This window comes from Chloracidobacterium sp. (genome assembly GCA_016716305.1).
GTDB lineage: Bacteria > Acidobacteriota > Blastocatellia > Pyrinomonadales > Pyrinomonadaceae > OLB17.
In genome coordinates, this window is sequence record JADJWP010000002.1 from 2,956,954 (window position 1) to 2,979,441 (window position 22,488).

Annotated in this window: 14 protein-coding genes; 7 read left to right on the top strand and 7 right to left on the bottom strand. The window is 55.2% G+C overall.

Going from position 1 to position 22,488, the window contains the following annotated elements; translation table 11 throughout:
• Positions 1-47 precede the first annotated feature (47 nt).
• Entirely contained in the window at positions 48-554 is a 507-nt protein-coding gene (locus tag IPM28_15480; protein ID MBK9174384.1) for a PA2169 family four-helix-bundle protein, read from the bottom strand.
• A gap of 415 nt (positions 555-969) precedes the next feature.
• On the opposite strand from IPM28_15480, the gene IPM28_15485 reads away from it, so the two are divergent.
• The 4 genes from IPM28_15485 to IPM28_15500 all read left to right on the top strand — a co-directional run bounded on the left by IPM28_15485 (position 970) and on the right by IPM28_15500 (position 7,131).
• Positions 970-3,186 carry a diguanylate cyclase gene (locus tag IPM28_15485; GenBank protein ID MBK9174385.1) on the top strand — a complete coding sequence of 739 codons (2,217 nt, stop codon included), beginning with the start codon at positions 970-972 and terminating at the stop codon, positions 3,184-3,186.
• Entirely contained in the window at positions 3,187-5,391 is a 2,205-nt protein-coding gene (locus IPM28_15490; protein ID MBK9174386.1) for an ATP-binding protein, read from the top strand.
• A 104-nt stretch (positions 5,392-5,495) separates the two neighbouring features.
• Entirely contained in the window at positions 5,496-5,819 is a 324-nt protein-coding gene (locus IPM28_15495; GenBank protein ID MBK9174387.1) for an STAS domain-containing protein, read from the top strand.
• A 10-nt stretch (positions 5,820-5,829) separates the two neighbouring features.
• Complete coding sequence (locus IPM28_15500; protein MBK9174388.1) at positions 5,830-7,131, top strand: HD domain-containing protein; 1,302 nt, start codon at positions 5,830-5,832, stop codon at positions 7,129-7,131.
• 4 nt (positions 7,132-7,135) lie between these two features.
• On the opposite strand, the gene IPM28_15505 is transcribed toward IPM28_15500, so the two are convergent.
• Together IPM28_15505 and IPM28_15510 are read right to left on the bottom strand one after the other, a co-directional pair.
• On the bottom strand, positions 7,136-10,270 hold the full coding sequence (locus IPM28_15505) for a M36 family metallopeptidase (GenBank protein MBK9174389.1): 3,135 nt from the start codon (positions 10,268-10,270) through the stop codon (positions 7,136-7,138).
• 175 nt (positions 10,271-10,445) lie between these two features.
• Positions 10,446-11,330 carry a LysR family transcriptional regulator gene (locus IPM28_15510; protein ID MBK9174390.1) on the bottom strand — a complete coding sequence of 295 codons (885 nt, stop codon included), beginning with the start codon at positions 11,328-11,330 and terminating at the stop codon, positions 10,446-10,448.
• Positions 11,331-11,497: 167 nt separating this feature from the next.
• Here IPM28_15510 and IPM28_15515 point away from each other — a divergent pair, with 167 nt between their 5' ends.
• The 3 genes from IPM28_15515 to sdhB all read left to right on the top strand — a co-directional run bounded on the left by IPM28_15515 (position 11,498) and on the right by sdhB (position 14,942).
• Complete coding sequence (locus tag IPM28_15515; GenBank protein ID MBK9174391.1) at positions 11,498-12,214, top strand: succinate dehydrogenase; 717 nt, start codon at positions 11,498-11,500, stop codon at positions 12,212-12,214.
• Between the two features lie 71 nt (positions 12,215-12,285).
• A complete protein-coding gene (sdhA, locus tag IPM28_15520) occupies positions 12,286-14,079 on the top strand; it encodes a succinate dehydrogenase flavoprotein subunit (GenBank protein ID MBK9174392.1) in 1,794 nt (597 codons plus the stop codon).
• 62 nt (positions 14,080-14,141) lie between these two features.
• Positions 14,142-14,942, top strand: coding sequence for a succinate dehydrogenase iron-sulfur subunit (gene sdhB / locus IPM28_15525; GenBank protein ID MBK9174393.1), 801 nt, complete (start codon positions 14,142-14,144; stop codon positions 14,940-14,942).
• A gap of 131 nt (positions 14,943-15,073) precedes the next feature.
• Here the strand turns inward: sdhB and IPM28_15530 are convergent, their stop codons facing one another.
• The 4 genes from IPM28_15530 to mdh form a co-directional block, all read right to left on the bottom strand.
• Positions 15,074-17,605, bottom strand: a complete 2,532-nt coding sequence (locus IPM28_15530) for an EAL domain-containing protein (protein MBK9174394.1) — start codon at positions 17,603-17,605, stop codon at positions 15,074-15,076.
• A 144-nt stretch (positions 17,606-17,749) separates the two neighbouring features.
• The gene (locus IPM28_15535) at positions 17,750-18,655 is read right to left on the bottom strand and encodes a GNAT family N-acetyltransferase (GenBank protein ID MBK9174395.1); all 906 of its coding nucleotides are present in this window, start codon (positions 18,653-18,655) and stop codon (positions 17,750-17,752) included.
• A 41-nt stretch (positions 18,656-18,696) separates the two neighbouring features.
• Positions 18,697-21,279, bottom strand: coding sequence for a S8 family serine peptidase (locus IPM28_15540; protein MBK9174396.1), 2,583 nt, complete (start codon positions 21,277-21,279; stop codon positions 18,697-18,699).
• Between the two features lie 239 nt (positions 21,280-21,518).
• Entirely contained in the window at positions 21,519-22,451 is a 933-nt protein-coding gene (gene mdh / locus IPM28_15545) for a malate dehydrogenase (GenBank protein ID MBK9174397.1), read from the bottom strand.
• Positions 22,452-22,488: the final 37 nt, after the last annotated feature.

Consider the following 22,488-nt stretch of genomic DNA (forward strand, 5'->3'; position numbering starts at 1 on the left):
CTAAGTGCGGGCCTTTGTAAAGGACGAGCGTTCGTATGAATATAAAATTAGAAGCCCGTCCGAGCTGTTGAAGCATTCTTGCCGGGTGCATTGTCGCGTAGTGCTTTCACCCGGTCATGAGCGTCTTTGACCGATGTATATTGCGATTGAACGGTTTGCAGAATGTAAGCCGGGAGCGCCGTTTCGAGAGCCGTTTCGTATTGCTTCTTTGCCGAATCTTCCCCACGCTCGCATTCATTCAGGATAGCCGTTTCGTCGCGGCCGGTTACCACAGATTTGATGTCGATCCAACCTCGGTGGATCGAGCCGGCAAGGCTGCCCGTGTTCTCAGGATCGCCGCCAAGAGTGCGGACGATATCCTGCAGTTCGCCGACGAAGGTCGCCCGCTGCTGCGAGAATTCATAAAATAGCGATTTGAGATCTGAACGATCGACGCCGTCGGCCGCTTGTGCGAAGCCCTGCTGTCCATCGCGACACGTTTCGATCAGCCCATTGATGGTCGCGATCACTTCGTCGTTCGTCGGCTGTGCCGCCGGCTGTTCGCCCACCGGCATCTTTCCCTCGGACATGTTCAGTTTTTCATTGTTCATAATAATTACCTCTTCACGGCCCCGATATCGTCTGATCTGGTTGTGAGGCCGTAATTTCAACAATTCAACTTGCGTGCCACTCGAGAAACCCGCAAAAAAGCAGGTTCGAAGCTTTCGATCGACCGAAGATGATGCATTCCGGGCGAGCAATGCGCATCGATGCCCTACGGTTCAGATCGCCAAGCCACGCTGACCGAGCCTGCATGTCTGCGTGTCGAGGTGCGAACGTTATGCGATAATAAGAAAAACCTTTGACGCTGCCGGTATATTTTGCTGAAAACGCCAGTCCATTGGCTGTATTTAGCAAGCATGTAAAACGTCTCGCGTGCTCGCAGACCGGTCATAGCGGACTGCTGCGGACAGGTTTGTTTCGAACCAGATGGCCGAGAACCCTGAAAAAAAGGCTAAATTTCTTGACCGCATCGCAAACGAAAGCGGCGTAGCGATAGTTGTGCTCGATGAACGGTCGGCGATCGTTTCAGAATCGAATAACAACTCGATCTGCGTTTCGTTAAATGCCTCGCCAGAATTTTCGCCGGCATGTGCCGCGGAATGCGGTCGGGCCTTTGAAAATGCGTTCAAAGAAAGAAAGGCATTCGATTACGAATGTCATGCCGGGCTTCAATGCAGGGCACTTCCGGTGCAGGACGCCGGCAAACCATTTGTTGCGATCATTGGGCGGACCTTCGTCAAGGCCGCAAATTACCGAAAGACAACTGAAAAGGCGATCTCCGGCGAATGGAACTCTTTGCCGCCGAGCGCGTTCTTTGACAATGTCCTGATATCGGGTTCGACCTCAAACATCGAAAGTGTCAGTGAAAAGCTGGCAAAGTTCGCGGCTGCCGAACCCGAGAATGTGCTTGAGTTAGAGGCTCCGGTCAAAGGTCCGGCCGAAAAACCGGTTTATACGACAGAAGCAAGGGCGTTGCCGAAACGGGCCGAAAGCGAATCAATAAGCCGGCTGATCGAGAAGTTTAACCAGGAGCGCAACCGTGTTCCCGGACCGGCGGAGCCGAGTCGAGAGCATGACGATGAGCCGCGACCTGACAAGTTCGAACGAGCAGGCGGATCGATCGCCGGACGCTCGGCACGGCCGACCGCTGAGGTGCCGCCGGTGCAGGATGCGATCGCTGCGTGGCGGTCGCACATGGGTTCACTTATGACGCTGCCCTACCCGAGAGCGTGCGATGCGGTGCTCGCATTCCTCGCGGTCCGGTATAAGGTCGATTCTTTGATCTGGCTCGAACAGAGAAACGGATCGTTCGCATCGGTCGCTTCGCTCGGGGCGCTCAAAGGCAAATCGGTACATATCAACCTGCGGGCCGATAACCAACGCCTGCTCGATGCGGTCGCCGATCAATTTCCGTTGGAGCTTCGCGAGCGTTCCTCGGCAAAGCCCGCGGCGGATTGCCGAAAGCTGCTGATCTTTCCGGTGCGTGTCGGCCCTGACATCCGTGCTGCGATCGGGATCGAAGTGCCTGCGGACAGTGCTATTGAATTGAAAGATATTTCGCGGTTCGCGGGAACGATAGGACCGCAGATCGAGATCCTCAGGCTCAGACATGAAGCGACATCGCGAGACTGGCTGGCACGCGGTGTCCGCCGGTTCAGCGAGAGTTTGAGCCAGATAGACAACGACGATTTTTGGACACAAATGACGCGGGCGACGGCGGAATTGCTACGGGCCGAGCGCGTTTCTCTCCTGCTTCGTGACGAAGGGTCGGGCCAGTTGCTTCCGAAGGCATCGATCGGTTCGGCGGTAGACCTTGCGACGACCCCAGAGATCGGCGACAGAGTTGCGGCAAGAACGCTCGAGAGCGGATCGACGCTGCTGGTCACCGACCTGGACGCGGCAAAATTGACACCGGCACCGGCCGACTGGCGATATCGAACGTCGTCGTTCATCAGTTTTCCGATCATGATCGGTGACCGTAGGCTTGCGATCATGAATTTTACGGACCGCGCCGAAGGCGGCGTGTTCGGCGAGAGCGACGTTGAGCTGCTCGAGACCATTGCGCCGCAGATCGCGGTGGCGATCGACCGGGGAAAGCTGAAGCTCAGGGCGGGCGAACTCGAGAAGCGTTCGATTACCGATTCGTTGACCGGCTTGATGAATCGCGGTTACATCGAGGAACGCTTGATCGAAGAAATGAATCGGGCAAGCCGCCATCGTTTTCCGATGAGCTTGCTGATGATCGACGTAGATCATTTCAAAACGTATAACGACAGCTTCGGACATCCGGCGGGCGACATCGCACTGCGTCGCGTTGCCAACGCGCTGAAAGAAACCCTTCGTGCAGCTGACGTTGCCGCCCGATATGGCGGCGAAGAATTTGCGGTGCTTTTGCCGCAGACGCCGATCGAAGAAGCCTCGGCAATTGCCGAAAGGCTTCGCCAGCGTGTCGAACGGACCGAGTTTCCCAAACGCCAGGTGACGATCAGCATCGGCGTTGCCAGCTATTCGAGCGAATTCACCGAGCCAAAAGACTGGATCACGGCCGCCGACATGGCACTATATGAAGCAAAAGAACTCGGCCGCAATAACGTCCAGCTATATGAGAATCTTGGCCGTTCGTTCAGAGAGAAGATCCATTAGATGACAGCCTTGCAAGACAACAGAATATTAGGGCGTCGCGACCCGGCGGTCTTTATCGGTCGCTCCGGAACGATCGAAAGCCTTATCGCTCATGCGAACGGGACGGGGTCGTCAGGGGGTCGGCTGCTTCTTCATGCGCCGCGGACCGGAGCTACCGAACTGTTGCTTCAAACCTATGACCGCATTTTCAGCGGACAGACCGATGTCTTTCCGGTCTACTTTTGCTTTGATGGCCGCGATACCGGGATCGAAGCGGCCGGCAAACGGTTTCTCCGCGAGTTTTTGACCCAGTTCGCTGCGTTTCGCCGGCGCGATCCTCGGATCATCTTTATGTCGCCGTCGATCGCTGAACTCGCCAAGCTGGTTCCGCCGGCCGATTCGCAGGCCTTCGACGAGATCGTGTCGGACCTGTTGGGCGGCACAAGCGAATTCGACGCATCGGAATTGCGGAGCCGCCTTTTCAGCGCACCGGTCCGCGCGGCATTTCGCGGGCTGCGGCCGTTCGTGATCTTTGATTCTGTCGACGCGACGGCGTTTATGGAAGGCGGAACGACGTTTGTCGCCGACCTGGTCTCGAGTTATTCGCGCGCCGGTTTTCCGTATCTTCTTGCGGCTCGCCGGCGTTTCGGTTCGGGCACCGACGGCCTGGGCCGTATCGTTCTCGAAACACTTCAGGGTTCGGACCTCGAAAAGATGATCGAAGCGACTGCCAAAAGCATACCAGTCGATATTTCGGACGCGACGCGCGACCTGATGGCCCTGCATTGCGGCGGTGATCTGGCGGCGGTTCATTCGCTGCTTTCGCACGCGGCCGAAAGCGGCCGATCTCTTGACGACTACCGTGGTTTTGCCAGGATCTACACAGATGTATATTTTGGCGGAGCGATCGCCGAGGTCTTTGACCGCGAGCTTGAAGCCGCTGCAGGTTCGGCCGATGTTGAAAGACAACTGGTGAGCCTTCTAAATGATCTTGCAAACGATGTCGCTCGGCAGGTTTCGATCGAGACCTGGGAAAAACGGCTAGGCGTCAGCGGATCCGAACTTCTGCGCCTCATCGAGCATCTGGACATTGCCGAATTTGTCCGCACGACGTCGAACCGGATCGAATCGATGTCCGGAAATCGATTGCTCACCGATTACATTCACGCCAGGTTCCGCCTTGAGGTAAAGGCCGAAAATCGAACTTCGGTCTACGCCGACGCGTTGACCGAACTCCTCGATCGTGCCCCGCATGCAATGGCTGAAAGCTATCGTAGGCATTCGGCTGTCGGGCTGCGCGAGATGATGGAACATTTTGACGGCAAAACGGTCCCGATCACGCTGCTCGACTACGGGCGATTCAAATACGAGTACAAGGGCGTTTCGGAGGACGAAGTGATCGAACAGGTGAGATCCGCCAAGGAAACCTATGTATTGCCGCAGATAGTCTTCTCGGCGCCGACCGAAGCGTTCTACAAAGCGATCGGCCTTTTGACCGAAGCTGAGCGTTCGGCAGTGGCGATCGGGTTTGAGGATCAGGAGCCCGGCAGCGAACGGCGGATCGCCTGGATCGCCGCCGAGGTCGATTCGAAACTCGAGGCCGCTCGAGACACTGCCGAATTCTGGTGCGACCGACTCGAGATGGCGGCCATCATGTGCGGCTTCAATCGCTACCGCATATGGCTGGTCTCGCCTGAGGGATTTACGGACGAGGCACTCGAGGTGATCGCCGACCGCGGCGGGTTTGGATCGAGCCGCCATCAAGCCCGGTTGTTGTCGCGATACCTCACCTCCGAAAGACCGAAAGAAGATCTCACCGGATCTGAGACTTACGAGATCGTGATCCCGATGACCGACGAGGCCGAAATGGTCTCGGCCCGAACGCTCGAAGAGATCGCCCGCCGTCATAACATCGGCTCACGCGATATCAATCAGATCAAGACGGCGTTGGTCGAAGCGTGCATCAACGCCGCCGAACACAGCCTTAGCCCCGATCAGCGGATACATCAGAAATTTGCGGTTTCGCCCGAGCGTATAAGAATAACCGTCATAAACCGCGGCGTTCGCCTCGTTGACCGGCCGGCCGACGGTTCGCCTGCCGGCGAGGGCCGACGCGGTTGGGGACTCGATCTGATGCGTAAACTAATGGACGAAGTGACCATCGATCAGGTAGACGATGGAACCAGCATTACAATGACCAAATATTTGCAGCCCGCCGTCTCTTGAACCGAACGAATATTTCTGTTGTCTTATCTTTACGGTTGTGTTAAACATTTAAGTAATTGCTCTGCGCACGTACTTTAAGTAAAACAAGGACAACAAGTTAAACGATGACCGAATCGCAAATTGCGGGATCAGTCCGGGCTGACGGCGGAACAGCTACGGTTTTTGCGGGCGATTACCTTAATAAGCTCACCGGCGAGACGATCGAACGCGAATGCCGCAAACGGCTCGACGAGGGATGCCGCGAGATAATCGTCAATTTTTCGCAGACCGAGATCGTGAACTCGATCGGCGTTTCGATCCTACTCGGCGTGATCGATGCGGCCGCCAACAGCGGTGCGAGAGTCGTTTTCTCTGACGTAAAGCCGGATACTGCAGAACTTTTCGATCTTTTAGGCGTGACGCGTCATGTTGACATTCGCGAATCGTGATCTCTAAATAGTGAAGATACAGGACTTTAAGACATCAAACTTCAACCGGCTCGCCGAAGAGCGAACGAAACTTGTTCACACCTTCGGTGCGCTCGCCGAGCTTGGCCAGGAAGTCTCGAATAAGCAGAATTTCCACGAAACGGTTCGGACGTCCCTCCACCTGCTGCTCGGTTCGCTCGCGATAATGCGCGGCGGCGTGGCTCGATATTCAAGATTCGGACATGAATTCAACATGGTCGCTGCACGCGGGCTCGGGGACGAATTTCCGCTCGCCCTTTCGCTTTGTCATGAAGACGAGCGGCAATTTCTGGCAAGCGGCCTCTACCCGATCGAAAATGCTCAGGCGAAGGTTCTCCCGTTCTTTCAGATCTACGACCAGAGCTTTGAACGCGGGCGAATCGAGCTTGTGCTGCCGCTGGTCGTCCGTGACGAGTTGCTGGGTGCGGTCTTTCTCGGCGAAAAAGCAAGCGGACAGCGCTATTCCAGCTACGACAAAGACGTCATTTGTGCGATGGCCCGTCACATAGCCGTGGCCATTTCGCAGCGTAACATGCTTGCCGAACTCGAGCGTCGCGCGGAAGAGAACAGAAAGCTTTACGACGGGTTGCGGATGACCTACAAAGACACTGTGAAGGCATTTGCAGCGGCAATAGACCGAAAAGATAAATATACAGAGGGGCATTCAGTTCGGGTCGGCAAGTATTCCGAGATAATCAGCGCCGAGCTTGGCTGGTCAGACGAAGAGGTCGAAGGTGCGGCCGTTGCAGGATATCTTCACGACGTCGGCAAAATTACGGTCGAACGCAAGATCATAAATGCTCCGTACCGCATCAACGCCAAGGAGTCTTCCGAGCTTAACAAACATCCGGGCGTCGGGTTTGAGATCTTGCAGCCGATACATCATCCATACGCAGATGTTCCTTTGGCGGCGAAATATCATCACGAACGGTTGGACGGACGCGGCTATCCGGACGGTCTTTACGATCGCGAGATCCCTTATATAGCCAAGATCGTCAATCTTGCAGATGCCTTTGACGCGATGACGACCGATCGTCCATACAAAAGGCGAAGGCCGGTCAACGAAGTTTTCGAAGATCTTCAAAGGAATGCCGGGAAGCAGTTTGCGCCTGAGATCGTCACTGCGCTCTTTCGCGGGTTACTCAAAGAACTTGCCGGCGAATCGAAAGAAAAGAGCTTCAGAAAGCTTCTTGGCCGTGAATACATGGAGGCCGAAGGCCTATCCACGATGCTACGCACGGCACTTAGCGGAATGACTCCCAGTTCGCCGATCGTGCTAATGAGCCAGAATTGACCTTTTACCGAGGCAGGTAATAGTTCGGGACGGCAAGATCGCTTGCGAGGCCGAATTGCTGTATCGATATGCCGGCAGTCGACCTGTTGATGTACCAGATACCTTCTCTGTAAACAGCAGTATCAACCCTTCCATCGCCATCGAAATCACCGGGGACGGGCACATCGCCGGCGGCGCCGAACCTAATATATCCATTACCGCCGGAACTTTGACGGACATACCAGGTTCCGTCTGATGGCCGAAAGACGGCGAGATCGAGCCGACCATCCCCGTCATAATCCGCCGGAACCGGCAGATCTGCATTTATTCCCCAATTCTCGATCAAGCCGGACGAATGAGCGGAAGACGATAGAGAGAGGAACCATTGCCCGTTCGAAAAAACGCCGAATTCTGACCGGCCGTCGCCGTCAAAGTCACCGGTCACCGGAATTGTTCCCGGAAACGGCCGCGATGTGAACGGAGCCCCATCGATGCTCCGCAGGACCCAAAAAACGCCTGTCGAGGGGCGGAAAATAGCGGCATCGGAACGCCCGTCACCGTCATGATCGGCGACGACCGGAATGTCGCCTGTCGAACCCCACGGAATAAATCCGAAGGTCGAGTCTGAGCTCCTGAGGATATATAGATCGGGCGATCCGCCATCATCATTTGGCCTGAATATCGCAACATCGGTCTTATCGTCACCGTCAAAATCGCCGGGAACGGGTACGTCGCCGGCAAGCCCCCATCGGACCGCCCCGAAACCGGCGGTTGAACGGTCGAAATACCAGATGCCTTCCGAAGGCCGGTACACCGAAACGTCTGATCGGCCATCACCATCGAAATCTGCCCGGGCCGATGCCCTGCAAGCGACAGGCACATCAAACGCTTCGGTCACGACAGTATTGTTCGAACCCGAACCCGCATTTTGGATCGACGCCGAGACGCCAAATCCGCGGATCGCGAATCCGCGCCAGATCGGGCAAACGTCCTCCGGTGCGGCCGCTTGTGCAGCGACGATCATCGCGTCCCGGCCCTGCAGCATCGTCGGGTTAAGCGGCGACAACTTCATTCCATCGGTAACGTATTGCAGTGAGCGGCGATTTCCGTCCTCGTCACCACGTGTATCGATCAGCTGTCCGCGTACCTCCCACAAAGCACTTGCCCAGATCTCGCCCGCATTCAATACCTGATCGCAGTTGCCCGTACCCAACGGGCCGCGAGGGTATGCGCTGTTCGGGTTAGTTGTCTGTGTACCGATCAGCAAGCCGCATCCGGAATTTATGTATCGAAAGGTCAGCGGGTTGTGCGGCCGACCATTTGGACCCGTACACGCGCGGCGGGCGTATGGAAAACGCCGCAGTCCGTAATATTGGAGGACCTCGGATCCGGCGATGACATTCTGTATCGAATAGGTTCCGATCGGATAGTTGCCGCATTTATCGTCGGCGGGCTCGGCAAGCATTGCAAGAGCGAAAAAGTCGGACCATCCCTCGCCCAGACTTCGCGACATGTTTGATGAAAGTCCGGCCGCGTTTCCGATCAGGCGATTCGATAGACCGTGGGTCAATTCGTGTATGACGATCTGACTATCGAGTGCTCCATCGCGCGCCGGGTTGGTTCCCGTCCAGACGAACAATTGCAAACGCGGCCGCGAGCCATCGGCCGGGGTCGAAAAATTTGCACCGTTCGTTCCCGATCCGTCCTGAACCTCGACAGATATCGAATCGTTACCTGCTCCGCCGCGGCCAAAATTGTCAACCTGGAAGTTTCGCGATGCTTCGGTAAATCCAAGCCGGTATGTCTCGTCATGCCAGCGATTTACGGCGTAGAATGCATGCGTGACCGAACCTTGCTGAAACTGCGACGGCGGATAGGTCTGCGTGGTCGGCACCGGTGCTTCGCCGGGCGGCGGTAAACCCGGCGAGGGATTATAAGCGTAAACAAAACTGCGGTCGGGGCTGCCGTAAGCCCAGCCATTGGGATCGATGCCCTGTGTCCCGTCGCGGTCGATACCAGCCTCAGCATTATTCCCGATCGTCCGATTTTCGCCATCCGGGATCCAGCCGAGGTTATTGAATGTATAAGGCGGTTCGTTTCCGATAAGCGTGAAAGTCTGGCGTTCGATCATCGCGGGTTGTGGGCAACCTGGTGCCGAACATCCGGGCGTGCCCGGGGTTGGGCTGTCGGCCGTCCTGGTGAATCCCGAACTGTTGCCATAGACATTTAATGAGGCCGGCTGCGACTGATACTCGGTCAAACGCTTTCGCCACATTAGGTCGCCGGAGACGGCGTCGACCACTACGTAATATGCGACGCCCTTCGTCGAGATCAGAAATCGCCACGTCGGGCGGAGGGTCGAACCGGGAAGAGGAAAGTAGAACCTTTCCGCAATAGGATCGGCATCGAACCCGTTGTTTTCTGTTCTGAGGCGGATACTGCCCGATTCGTCAGAATCGGAACCGATCGAGGCATTACCGATCGAGATGCCGACGTGTAACGCGGCGTTTCGCAGGGCGGTCGAGGCGTCGCCAAAATCCTTAGAGAACACGGAGGCCGATCGCAGAGGTGCAAGATCGTTGATCACGCGAAAGATCTGGTTCTGCCTGTTCAATCCGGCCGTAAGTTCGCCCTGAAAGACCGCAATGCCGTCGATCTTTTGACCAAGCCGTACAAACGTAAGCCCACGGTCGTCGTCCACCTGTTCTGACAGCAAATCGAGGTTAGCGGCGTCGGCAGCGTCGATCCCGAACAACTCGTTTCGGGTTCTGATGAATGACCGAAGAGCTTCGGTCGGACTTCCACCTCGCGGCGATGTCAAAAGCGCACTTTCTTTGCCCGCAATCCCGATCGAAATGATCTCCGGAAAGCCTGATCGCGAACTCCATTCGATCGCCGAACCCGGAACTTCTTGCTTCATCCGCTCAGCCTCGGCGGCAGCGTCGGCCAGATCCGAGTGTGCCGATCCATCATCGGGAGCGCTGAGCTCATCAAGCAGGCCGCGGGCCTGCACGCTCGTGTCCAAACGGATGTCATAGTTTTCGAACGAAGATCCGCCGCCGTCCGACTTTGCAGATATCGCCGATCGCGACGGCGTTAACAGCGAAATTGACAAGCCGACCGCAAATATCGTTATCAATAAAAAGATCGTTCGTTTCATAACTTTGAAGGAAGCCGAAGTATCAAACAGCCGCGTGACGAACCGAAATAGAGTGTTGGGACACTATAACCAAAAATGGCAAAGTTGGGAACATAAAAAGACGCCGGAACAAATATCGTTTACTTGTTTCCGGCATCGTTGATCGACGCGACCGCTTTTGATCCCGAAGAGCTTTCTAATCGCTCTTCAGAAGTTGAATGAATTTTTTGGCGGCAAGCGAAAGGTCGCGGTCGCTCCGATAAATTACCCCGACCGGACGGCTCCATTCCTTTTCGGCGAGTTCGACAACGGCCAAACGTCCGGTCCGCTGTTCGTCGGCAACAGCCGGAAGCGGCACTATCGCAAGTCCAAAGCCGACCTCCACCGCGCGTTTGATGGTCTCTATGTTGTCGAATTCCGCGATCTTTTTGACCTCGACACCCTTTGTTTTCAGGATCTTGTCGGTTGCCTTTCGCGTCGGCGTATCGCGTTCGAACAGAACGAAATCCTGTCCGTTCAGATCACTTGTCCGGAGCTTCGATCGCGCGGCGAACTTGTGATCGGGCGGGCAAACAAGAACAAGTTTGTTCGGCGGCATTTGAACGATGCTGAGGCCGCGCCGCGGTTCCGGAAATGCTATGACGCCCAATTCGACCGAACCGTTCAGAACGTCACGGACGACCTTTGTTGTTCTGGAATATTCGAGATCGATCCTTGCGGCCGGAAATTTCGACATAAAGTCGCCTACGATCATCGGCAATTCGTGAAGGCCGACGCTGTAAACCGTAGCGACCTTTACGGTTCCGCCGATCTTCCCGACGACACCGCGAAGATTCTCCTGCAGCTGATCGTATGCGGCAAGCACATTTTTTGACTCGCGATAAAAGACCTCACCAGTAGCGGTAAGTTTGACCTCGCGTCGGCCGCGGACGCGTTCAAGCATCCGGCGCTTGAATTTATCTTCAAGGGTCTTGATCTGCTGGCTGACGGCCGATTGGGTTATGAAGTTCCGCTCGGCGGCGAGCGAAAAGCTTTGAAGTTCGACCAGATCACAAAAGACTTTCAGCGTTTCGATGTGCATATCTACAATATTAGCGGTGCTGAATAATCGACGCAACCGAATTCATTTTATCTTATAAGAAAATGTTTCTAATATTAAATCCACGCGATCGCGATTGCCGAAAACCACAATAGGAATTAGAATTTGTTGGTCAAACCCAATCTGTTGCGAACGATCGGATCAAACGAATGGCTATCAAATATAGCAGCACTTTCTTGTTGAGAAAGCTCCATCAACTGACGGGCATCGTTCCGTTAGGCCTTTTCTTTTTCGCTCATATGTTCACGAACTCAAAGGCCGTGAATGGTGAAGCTCAGTTCGAAAAGGCGGTACAGGACCTGCATGACATTCCGTACCTTCTCTTCGTCGAAATATTCGGAATATTTCTGCCGCTTTTGTTCCATTCGATCTACGGTGTGATCATTTCGGCAGAAGCCCGGCCAAATGTGCTCGGGTACAATTACGGCAGGAACTGGTTCTATTTTCTGCAGCGGGCGACCGGCATGTTCCTTTTCGTTTTCATACTTTTTCACGTTTTGAATCTGAGGTTCGGCCTCGTTCCGGGACTTAATCTGACGCCCGTCGCGGGTAATGCCGATCTTGCCTTTGACATCGTTGCCCGCGAGTTCTCGATCCCGTGGGTGCTCGTGGTCTACATACTTGGGATCGCCGCTACGGCATGGCATCTTGCATACGGTTTCTGGTTATTTGCGGTCGATTGGGGGATCGTCATCGGCGAAAAGGCGCAAAAATATGCACTTTACGGCTGTGCAGCTCTCGCGTTCGGACTGTTCGGCGTCGGGGTCAATGCTGCATTCGCGTTCGTTCGGCCGTGCGGCCTGCTGCCTTCGGCACTTTGCGAACAACCGGCGAGATCTGTGTTGCCGACACCCAAAAAGGTTTGAAACTGGGCAGCATCATGCACTAGGCCGACACGCGGAAATTCGTCAGCGGGACGTTTTTGAAAATTATCAATATGGCTTCAAGTGGGATAAAAATTGCGATCGTCGGCGGCGGCCTCGCGGGGCTTGCGGCAGCGATGAAGATCGCTGAGGCGGGCCACGATGTCGACCTCATCTCGGTCGTTCCGGTAAAGCGTTCACACTCGGTCTGTGCGCAAGGCGGTATCAATGGTGCGGTGAACACCAAAGGTGAGGGCGATTCGCCGGCAAAGCATTTGGACGATACGGTTTACGGCGGCGATTTCCTTGCCAACCAACCGCCGGTCAAAAGGATGACGGACATGGCACCCGAGATCATCTACTTATTTGATCGGATGGGTGTGCCATTCTCAAGAACCAAGGAAGGCTTGCTTGATTTTCGCCGATTCGGCGGCACGCTGCACCACAGGACGGCATTCGCGGGAGCATCGACCGGCCAGCAGCTCTTGTATGCTCTCGATGAGCAGGTCCGCAAGTTCGAGGTTGGCGGCTCGGTCAAAAAGTACGAAGGCTGGGAAATGCTCTCGCTGGTTCTGGACGACCATCAGGTTTGCCGCGGACTCATCGCAATGAACCTGCAGACGCTCGAACTAAAAGCATTTAAGGCCGACGCCGTTATTATGGCGACCGGCGGACCGGGCCTGATCTTTGGAAAATCGACAAATTCAATGACCTGCACAGGGTCGGCGGTTTCGGCGTGCTACCAGCAGGGTGCCCGGTACGCCAATGGCGAGTTCATTCAGGTCCACCCGACATCGATCCCGGGCGAGGACAAGCTTCGGCTGATGTCCGAATCCGCTCGCGGTGAGGGCGGCCGCGTTTGGGTGCCGAGAAATGACGGCGACGAGCGAAATCCGAAGGACATTCCCGATGCAGAACGCTGGTATTTCCTCGAAGAGAAATATCCGGCTTATGGAAATCTTGTTCCGCGCGATATCGCGACCCGCGAGATCTTTCAGGTCTGCATCGACGGTCACGGGGTGGGCGGTGAGAATCAGGTTTACCTCGACCTGACCCACATTCCGGCAGAGACGCTGACGCGAAAGCTCGGCGCGATCCTCGAGATCTATGAGATGTTCGTAGGCGACGATCCGCGTCACGTCCCGATGCGCATTTTCCCGGGCGTCCACTATTCGATGGGAGGCCTTTGGGTCGACTTCGACCAGAGGACCAACATTCCCGGCCTTCTCGCGGCAGGTGAATGCGATTATTCGATCCACGGTGCGAACAGGCTTGGTGCAAATTCGCTTGTTTCCTGCGTTTACGGCGGATTCGTCGCTGCCCCGGCGGCGATCGAATTTGCCAAGAATGTCGAAAGGGGCGAGACCGAGACCAACGGTTTGTATGACGCCGAATTGAAAAAACAACAAGAGATAAACGATTCGATAATCAAGAGCGAGGGCGGCGAGAACCAATACAAACTCCACGAAGAAATGGGCAAGTGGATGACCGACAACGTGTCGGTCGTCCGCTATAACGACAAGCTCAAAGCAACGGATGAGAAGCTGCTTGAACTTCAGGACCGTTTGAAGCGGATATCGATCAACGATTCGAACCTTTGGGCGACGCAGGCGATCCCGCACGCACGCCAGCTCGGGAATATGCTTGAACTCGCCCGTGTCATCACACTCGGTGCATTGAACCGCAACGAATCCCGCGGAGCACATTACAAGCCGGAATTCCCCGAACGCGACGACGAGAATTTCATGAAAACAACGATCGCTGAATATTCGGCCGAGGCCCCGGTACTGAGCTACGAGGCTATCGACGTCTCGTTAGTCGAACCGAGGAAGCGTGATTATTCGACAAAGAAGGCGAAAGGAAATTAGTTTGAAGTCCACGCTTTGGCGTGCGTTTAAGAGAAAAACCGCAGTTTTTGCTCTGACCATTTATGACACAGAACGGACACATCGAGAAAAAACGGCTTGATAATCCGCCGCCGAAATTCAAGCTGAAGATCCAGAGGCGTGAAAAAGAGGGTGCGCCGGCAACATGGGAAACATTCGAACTGCCTTACCGCCGCAACCTCAATGTCATCTCGGCGTTGATGGAAATTCGTAAGAATCCGGTCACAGCAGAAGGCAGGACAACAACACCGCCTGTTTGGGATATGTCGTGTCTCGAGCAGGTCTGCGGCATTTGCACGATGGTGATCGATGGCCGTGTGCGGCAATCTTGCTCAGCGCTGATCGACGATCTGATGCTCGCATCGGGTTCGGACACGGTGACGCTCGAGCCTATGTCGAAATTTCCGAATGTCCGCGATCTGAAAGTTGACCGATCGAAAATGTTCGAACATCTCAAGCAGGTGCATGCATGGGTCGAACTTGACGGCAGCCACAACCTCGGGCCGGGACCGCATGTGCCGAACGACGTGGCGCAAGAACGTTACGCGCTTTCGCGGTGCATGACCTGCGGCTGCTGCCTGGAAGCGTGCCCGCAGTACGGGGATGACAAATATATCGGTCCGCAGGCTATCGCTCAGGCTCGGCTATTCAACATGCATCCGATCGGGAAAATGGATATCGACGAACGGCTCAACGGACTAATGGGTGACGACGGCATTACGAATTGCGGAAACGCCCAGAACTGCGTTCAGGTTTGCCCGATGTCGCTGCCGCTGACCAAGGCCATCTACGAAACGAATCGTGACATTACGGTGAACGCTCTTTTCGGTTGGCTGAAGAAATAGAACGCCGCGACGCGTTTTGCGTAAAGCAGTTGTCTTACAAAGTGATGCCCGTCATACCGCATGGTTCGACGGGCATCTCGTTTCAGGGTCTTTGATATCGAAAACAGTATTTCGAAGCGGTGTTTCGCGGGCTATTGTATGGCTGAGATCTGGGGAATAGAATCGGGATGCGAGGAAGGTATGATCGGCCGCTCGGCACCAATCAAATACTTGTACAGCTCGTTCTGGTTCATTGGCTTTGCCAGCAAATAGCCTTGGCCGCCTTCGCAGCCGAGGCTTTTCAGTGCCTGAAGCTGTGCGTTGGTCTCGATACCCTCGGCGACGACAGCAAGGCCAAGATTCTTTGACAGAGCGATGATCGTTCGGACAATTTCGGTGTTTGCGCCATCGTCGTTTATCGGACTGACAAATGACCTGTCGATCTTGAGCGTCGAGATCGGTAGTCGGACCAGATAGCTCAGATTCGAATACCCGGTGCCGAAATCGTCGATGTCGATGTCAATGCCAAGTTCGCGTAGCTGGCCAAGCATCGCGACGGCACGCTCCTGATATTCGAAGAAGATCGACTCGGTGATCTCGAGCTTTAACCGCATTGCCGGGAACCCGGTTTCGGTCAGTATGTTCTTCAGATTTGAAACTATCTCGGCGGCGCCAAACTGACGGCACGACAAATTGACACTGAGCTTTATCGGAGTTGTGGCCGGAAGCTCATCGTGGATCTCGGCGATATCAGTGCATGCTGTACGGAATATTTGTTCGCCAAGCGTATCGATCCAGCCGATCTCCTCGGCGAGCGGGATGAATTTGGACGGCGGGATGTGGCCATACACCGGATGATCCCATCGCGCCAACGCCTCGACGCCCATGATCTCGTTCGAACCGAGCGCGAAGATCGGCTGATAGACGACCGAAAACTCTTTGTTGGCCACCGCGTGTCGCAGGTCGGTCTCGAGCTGCAGCGTCTCTTTTGCCGCCGCATGCATGTCGTCATTAAAGACCTCATGTCGGGCCTTGCCTGCCCGTTTCGCCTGATACATTGCCGTATCGGCATCTCGCATCATCTCTTCTGAGGTCGAATGGCGTTCCGAGGCGTGCAATATTCCGATACTCGCCGAGCTGTAGATAACATGGCCGCGAATATTGAAAGGAATGCTGAATTTCTGCTGTATCCGCTCGGCAATTCGCGTAACTTCGACATGATCGTAATCGCCTTCGACGAGGATGGTGAATTCATCACCGCCGAGCCTGGCGACGATATCGCTTGGCCGCATACATTCGCGAAGACGCTTCGAGATAGATTCGAGCAGTTCATCGCCGATAACGTGGCCGAGGCTGTCGTTGACATACTTGAAACGGTCGAGGTCGATAAAAAGTACGCTCACTTGATGGCCGCTGTTCGATCTTGTGTTCTGCAACGCCTCGGTCAGACGCGTCATGAACATCGCCCGGTTGGGAAGGCCGGTAAGTGAATCGTGGCTGGCCTCGTAAAGCAACTTCTCCTCGGCGATCTTACGATCAGTGATGTCCTGGATCTGAAAGATCATATCGGAGTTCTCTGACGAAGCCTCGCTTGCCGCCGAAACGCTCCAATAGGTCCAGACCGTCCGGCCTGATTTGTGAATGAATCGCTGCTCGTTCTGGTAGCTCTGTATCTGGCCTGAAAGGAGCTCACCGATCTTCAACAGGGTCTGTCCAAGATCCTCGGCAAAGATCACCGATTCGAATTTGAGTTCTTTGAACTCGGCGGCCGTGTATCCCAGAATGCCGCAAAGCGCACGATTCACTTTGAGCCATTTACCTGAAGGTGACACAAGCGCGATCCCGATAGGTGCGTAATTGAACGCACTTCTGAACCTTTCCTCCGACTCACGCAATGCCAGGGTTCGCTGCTCTAAGACGCTGGCATACTGCTCGGCCTGCTCGGCCTGCTTGATCGACATCTCGACGTTTTGCAGATACATCCGGTACGTGAGGAAAACGAACAGCATTACAGGAAACGCGGCAAAGACGACGCCGAAACCGGTATAATCGACAAGCTGGATCAGAAGGCCCGCCGCCGCCGCACCGACAAAATATGAAAAAAATGTCCAGATGTACTTTTCCTTCCACGTCGTCCAGAGCGGAATGCCCTGCTTGAGGGAATCGAAAATCGCGGCGATCGACGTGTTCATCAAAAACTGCGTCAAAGCGATCAGCGAAAGAGCGATCACGAAATCGCGCATCTGTTCGGCATGGCCGTGAAGTTGACCTTCGGAAGTGATGCCGATTATGCGAAGTACGAGGACCACCGTTGCGGTCGAGATCGCCAGCGTGGCGGAATTAAAGAAAATGGTCGAGTACTTTGTGCAGAATCGCTTTGACGAAACGAACGCTTCGATCGCCGCGAGAATGATCGCGGCCTCGCCGCCGTAGAGGAGCAAGGTCAAAAATATGAAAGTGTCGGAAACGGAAATGTGCGACTTGAAACGCGGGATCGGCAGCGTGATCCGCGAACCCAATCCGACGGTACATGCCGCGAGGATCAGGAAACTGACATCGAGGTTCCTGAAAGGCAGCTGAAAGAGAGCCGCGCCGAAGACCACGGCTCCCGCCGTGATGACCGCTATCACATATGTATGCATAGCTTTAGCGGAATCGATCTTGCCTTTCAGAAGCGACTGCATTGTAGGGTGTTTGTGAGTTGAGATCGCGAAGTTCGCAAAGGCGATCGAAGACGCGGGATGAAGGAAAACAAAAAGGGTTCAGCTCGCGGGAGTCGAGACCAAACCCTATTATCCAACCTATTGCGTTGCAAGTAAAGAACTTTTTCAAAGGAAGATGGTCGTACAGGAACCTGCATTTTCCATTCCGGCCTTCTGAAAAGTCCGATGAGCGTGGGTAAAATCGACATTGCTGAGCAGGCAGACATTCGACGCCCGACCGAGCAGATCAAGACAGAGCTTGGCGAGGCAGCTTGAACCTACACCCATGCCCCGGAACTCGCGGCCGACGTATACACCTTCCAGATAGATCACATCTGCAGCTTCAGCAATGATATCCGCCTTGAAAACCAGCTTGCCATCCTCAAATACGACGAACGTCCTGCCCTGTTCGATCCTTCGGAGGACGCGTTGGATAAAGCCCTCGCGGTCGCGAGCCATCGGGTCGATGCCGGATTCGAGGAAAGCGACCTCGGCATGCGCCCGAGCGATCTGTTCTACTTCTTCTGGCCGGGCGTTTCTGACGTCCCATTCGCAGTCCTGGACCGGAAAGGGAAATCCGATCTGGAACAGAAGTTCGGTGCAAGACAACCGGGGCAGCAGTGTTCCTTTGCCATAGTGGTGGAAGAATGCCGCCGCGTCGTCGTCGGCCGACATTATCAAGTGGATCGGCGTTGAAGACCTGCGTGCTTGATGTGCCAATGCCCGTAATGCTGCGTCGGAGCGTGCTTCGACAAGAGTTGAATGTCCGATCAAGGCAATGCCTTCGATCTCGCCGTTGACGCCGCAATAGCCGTAAAACTCGCCGCGATTGAGCCGGCTTTCGATGCCGTTGTCGATGATCATGCTCGTCATCACGACCGTATGCACCGGACGACGATTGAGAAATGCAAGAACATCGTCGGTATCGCTGTCCGTCAGCCTGACCAGCCGCGACATGTCGGTATGGTGCGGCATCGGCACGTATTGGGCGTAGCTCGAGCCTGGTACTGTTCGTGGATCAAGTGTAAGCATTTGTTCTCTCCTTCCTTTTGGATCGAGAAGTAAGACTGTGACTACTCCATTCCCGGAGTGTCGTCGCCCAATAAGATGCTGTCACCTATCAACACACCATCACCGATAAGCACGCCGTCGCCGATGAGCACGCCGTCGCCGATAAGCACACCGTCGCCGACAAGCACACCGTCGCCGACGAGAACGCCGTCGCCGACCAGCACGCCGTCACCAACGAGGACGCCGTCGCCGACAAGAACGCCGTATGAAAGAACCGGGGTACCCGAACCGACCGCACCGCCGTTGCTCAGCATGACGGTCTGGCTAAGCGAAAGACCCGACGTGTAGTACGTATTCGTATTAAAGACCAAAGAGGAACCGCTGACCGTCAGGCCAAGGCTCGCTATATTCTCACGTTTGTAAACCGTCTGGAACTGTGAGATCAGATTTTGTCCCGAGATGAATGCATGATTCGCAAACATTATCTGCGACCAACTGAACGTATTTCCCGCGATCGTGGTCGTCGGGGTCGGAGCGGTCCAACCGGACGGGACCATCGATGAGCCTTTCGCTAATGTCTGAAAATCGACATCAGCCCGGAGCGAACGTGCGAGCCTGACCGCTCCCTCGATATTGAGCTGGCCTGCACCCTGCTGATACATATCGGCACCGGCGAGCGGCCTGGCCGTGTACTGAAGGATCATCTTGACCATACCGGGCGTCAGTTTTGGATTCACATGCATCAAGAGTGCTGATGCACCGGATACGACCGGAGCAGACATCGAAGTGCCGCTCATGTACATCATTCTCTCTGACGAGGGCGTCAGAAGATCGTTTGCGAGATTCAGGGTCGGATTTAGGACCGACATCAGATTCCCGTTGGATTTGTGCGAAACGATCTTGTTGCCCGGAGCCACGAGATCGGGCTTAAGCAGGTTGTCAAAAACACGCGTTCCGTTCGAGTTGATATACGAACTGCGGGTCGGGCCGCGCGAACTGAACGAAGCGATCGAATCATCAGCAGGCGATGCCGTGCCGTAGCTGTTGCTCGCGCCGACAGTTATCACATACGGACTGTTGCCGGGCGACTTTATGCGGCCGTAAGCTTGTTGACCCGTGCTGGTCTTCCCGAGGTTGCCGGCTGCCGCAATCACAACGATCCCGGCGTTCACGAGTTCCTTGACCTTGACGCAAACCGGATCGTTCGTGTAGGTATCGAGAGCCTCGGTCCCAAGGCTAAGGTTGACCACCTTGATGTTATGGGCGGCACGATTCTGGAGAACCCAATTGAGTCCGTTCAACAGCCAGGAGGTCTGGCCTTCGCCGCTGTCGTTCAGGACCTTTACGCTGATGATCTTGGCTGAGGGAGCGATCCCGCGATATGCACCGCTGTTGTCCGACGAGCTGCCGGCTGCGATACCGGCGACGTGCGTTCCATGTCCGTAGTTGTCCGACGTTGCCGAAATGTTCGACGACGTGAAATTGACATTCGCCGCGATCCGCGACGTTGAGCCGTTCTTGAATCCTTTGTGATCGGTGTAGATACCCGAATCGAGTACCGCGATACCGATCCCATTGCCATCGAGCGTGTAGGCCGAACGCGAACCGTTTGCCGGCTGTGACCGTACCAGGGTCGCGCCGATCGTATCTTCGATATGGCCAGTGGTCTGCGTTTTGCGGTCGGGCGAGAGGTAATTGATCATCCCGCTCTGCGAAAGCGAAGCAACGGAGCGCAGCGGCAATTCAATAACGAGCGTATTGCTCGTCCCGATGCGATCGGTGATGCGGACATCGCTCGCCGCGAGCATTGCGCGGAACGCCGGGTTATCAGCATTCTTAGCTTGCAGGACTGCACCGATCCGCTGGTTCCCATCTGAACCGGCATCGATCATGGCGCGGATGTCGCTCGAGATGTTATCGCCGCGGTAGCTTTCTGCAGCATTGCCACCCGTCGGCTCGGCATCGTTTGCCGCCGACTGCCCGCCGAGGATCTCGATGGCTTCGAAGATGCTATTCAGCTCTTTGTCAGCTTCGATCTTCTGTGTATAGTCTGATCTCGAGCTGCCGCCGATAATGCGGATATCCTGTTTTGCGATGGATCCGATGAGCGCTGCGGATGCCTTTTCAAGTGAAAGTACATAAGGAAGCTCGTCAACAAAGAGGATCGAACGCTCGCTGCTCGCGGCAGCTGCCTCAAGAGCTTCTGCTATCCGATCTGCGATCTCGGACTGGCTTTTGGCTGTCGCATAGATCGTATCTATCTCGAGCTTCTTGATCGAAAAACCGGCAAGCTCGCTGCTCGAAACGCCTTTGGCGATGCGAAGCGCAAGCTGCTCGACGATCCGTTCCTGATACTCGCCTTTTTCGTCAACGATCACGGGTTGACGCGAACCATTACCGGCTAAAGCCTTCATAAGGCGATTGGTATCGCCCTCGAAGCTTAGGTCTTCCCGCAGTCTTCCTTCACGGCCAAGCTGGGTAAGATCGATGGTGTGGTTAACGTCGGCCGCGGTGGGGGCGGCTACGGGGTCGTTATGACGGACGATCGCATTAGCGAAGATCACGTTCGACATAAAGAACGCGACGATCAAGGTGAGGGAAATCGTCTCTCTGATCTTGGAAAGATGATTTGCTGACAATCTCATGGTTAAGCTCCTGTTTCGAATCACCAACGTGGCGACATACGCCATCGCGTTTTCTATATCAAGGAGCGTGCCATCATCGTAAATGCGACAAACACTAGGGTTAGCATTTTGCGGACGGTCAGGGGCAAGGCCGGGTTGATGCAGGTTGAACGGAAGTTCCGGTCAAATTGACCGAATGGAAATGAAAAAGGAAAGCTGACGGCAGCTTTCCTTTTTCGATAATGAGATCGGGGCGTTGATCAGATCTCGAGGATGTCGACCAACTCCTGAACCGCAGCCGCGCTCTTGTGCAGAGCGGCTCGTTCTTCATTCGTCAGGCTGATCTCGATGATCTGCTCGACACCGTTCTTGCCGAGCTTGACCGGTACGCCGACGAAGAGATTGCTGACGCCGTATTCGCCCTCGAGGAAGACCGCACATGGAAGGATCTTTTTCTTATCTTTAAGGATCGCTTCGCACATTTCGACAGCACCGAGCGACGGTGCGTAGTAGGCCGAACCGGTCTTGAGCAAACCGACGATCTCAGCGCCGCCATTCGCGGTACGCGTAACGATCGCGTCGATCGTTTCTTTCGGAAGCAATTCGGTTATCGGGATGCCCGCACAGGTCGAATAGCGCGGCAGCGGTACCATTGTGTCGCCATGGCCGCCGAGTACGAAGGCCGTTACATTCTCGACGGAAACGTTCAAGGCTTCGGCGAGGAAACACCGCATTCGTGCGGCATCCAGGACGCCCGCCATTCCCATAACGCGATTCTTCGGGAAGCCCGAGCGGCGGAATGCCACCTGGGTCATCGCGTCGAGGGGGTTTGAAACGACGATGATAAATGCGTTTGGCGAATACTTTGCGACCTGATCGGTTACCTGCCCGACGATATCCGAGTTCGTCTTCAACAGGTCGTCGCGGCTCATTCCCGGTTTACGGGGAAGTCCGGCCGTGATGATGACGACATCAGAATCGGCAGTCGCCTCATACGTGTTCGACCCAACGAGCTTGACGTCAAAACCGTCGATCGGTGCGGCCTGAGCCAGGTCAAGCGACTTGCCCTGAGGCGTTCCTTCGACGATGTCGACCAATACGACATCCGCGAGTTCCTTACTTGCGATCCAATGTGCGGCGGTCGCACCGACGTTTCCGGCGCCGACGACCGTAACTTTATGTCTTCCAGCCATTTTTAAACCTTCCTGTTAAGTAATATTCGGTTGTGAT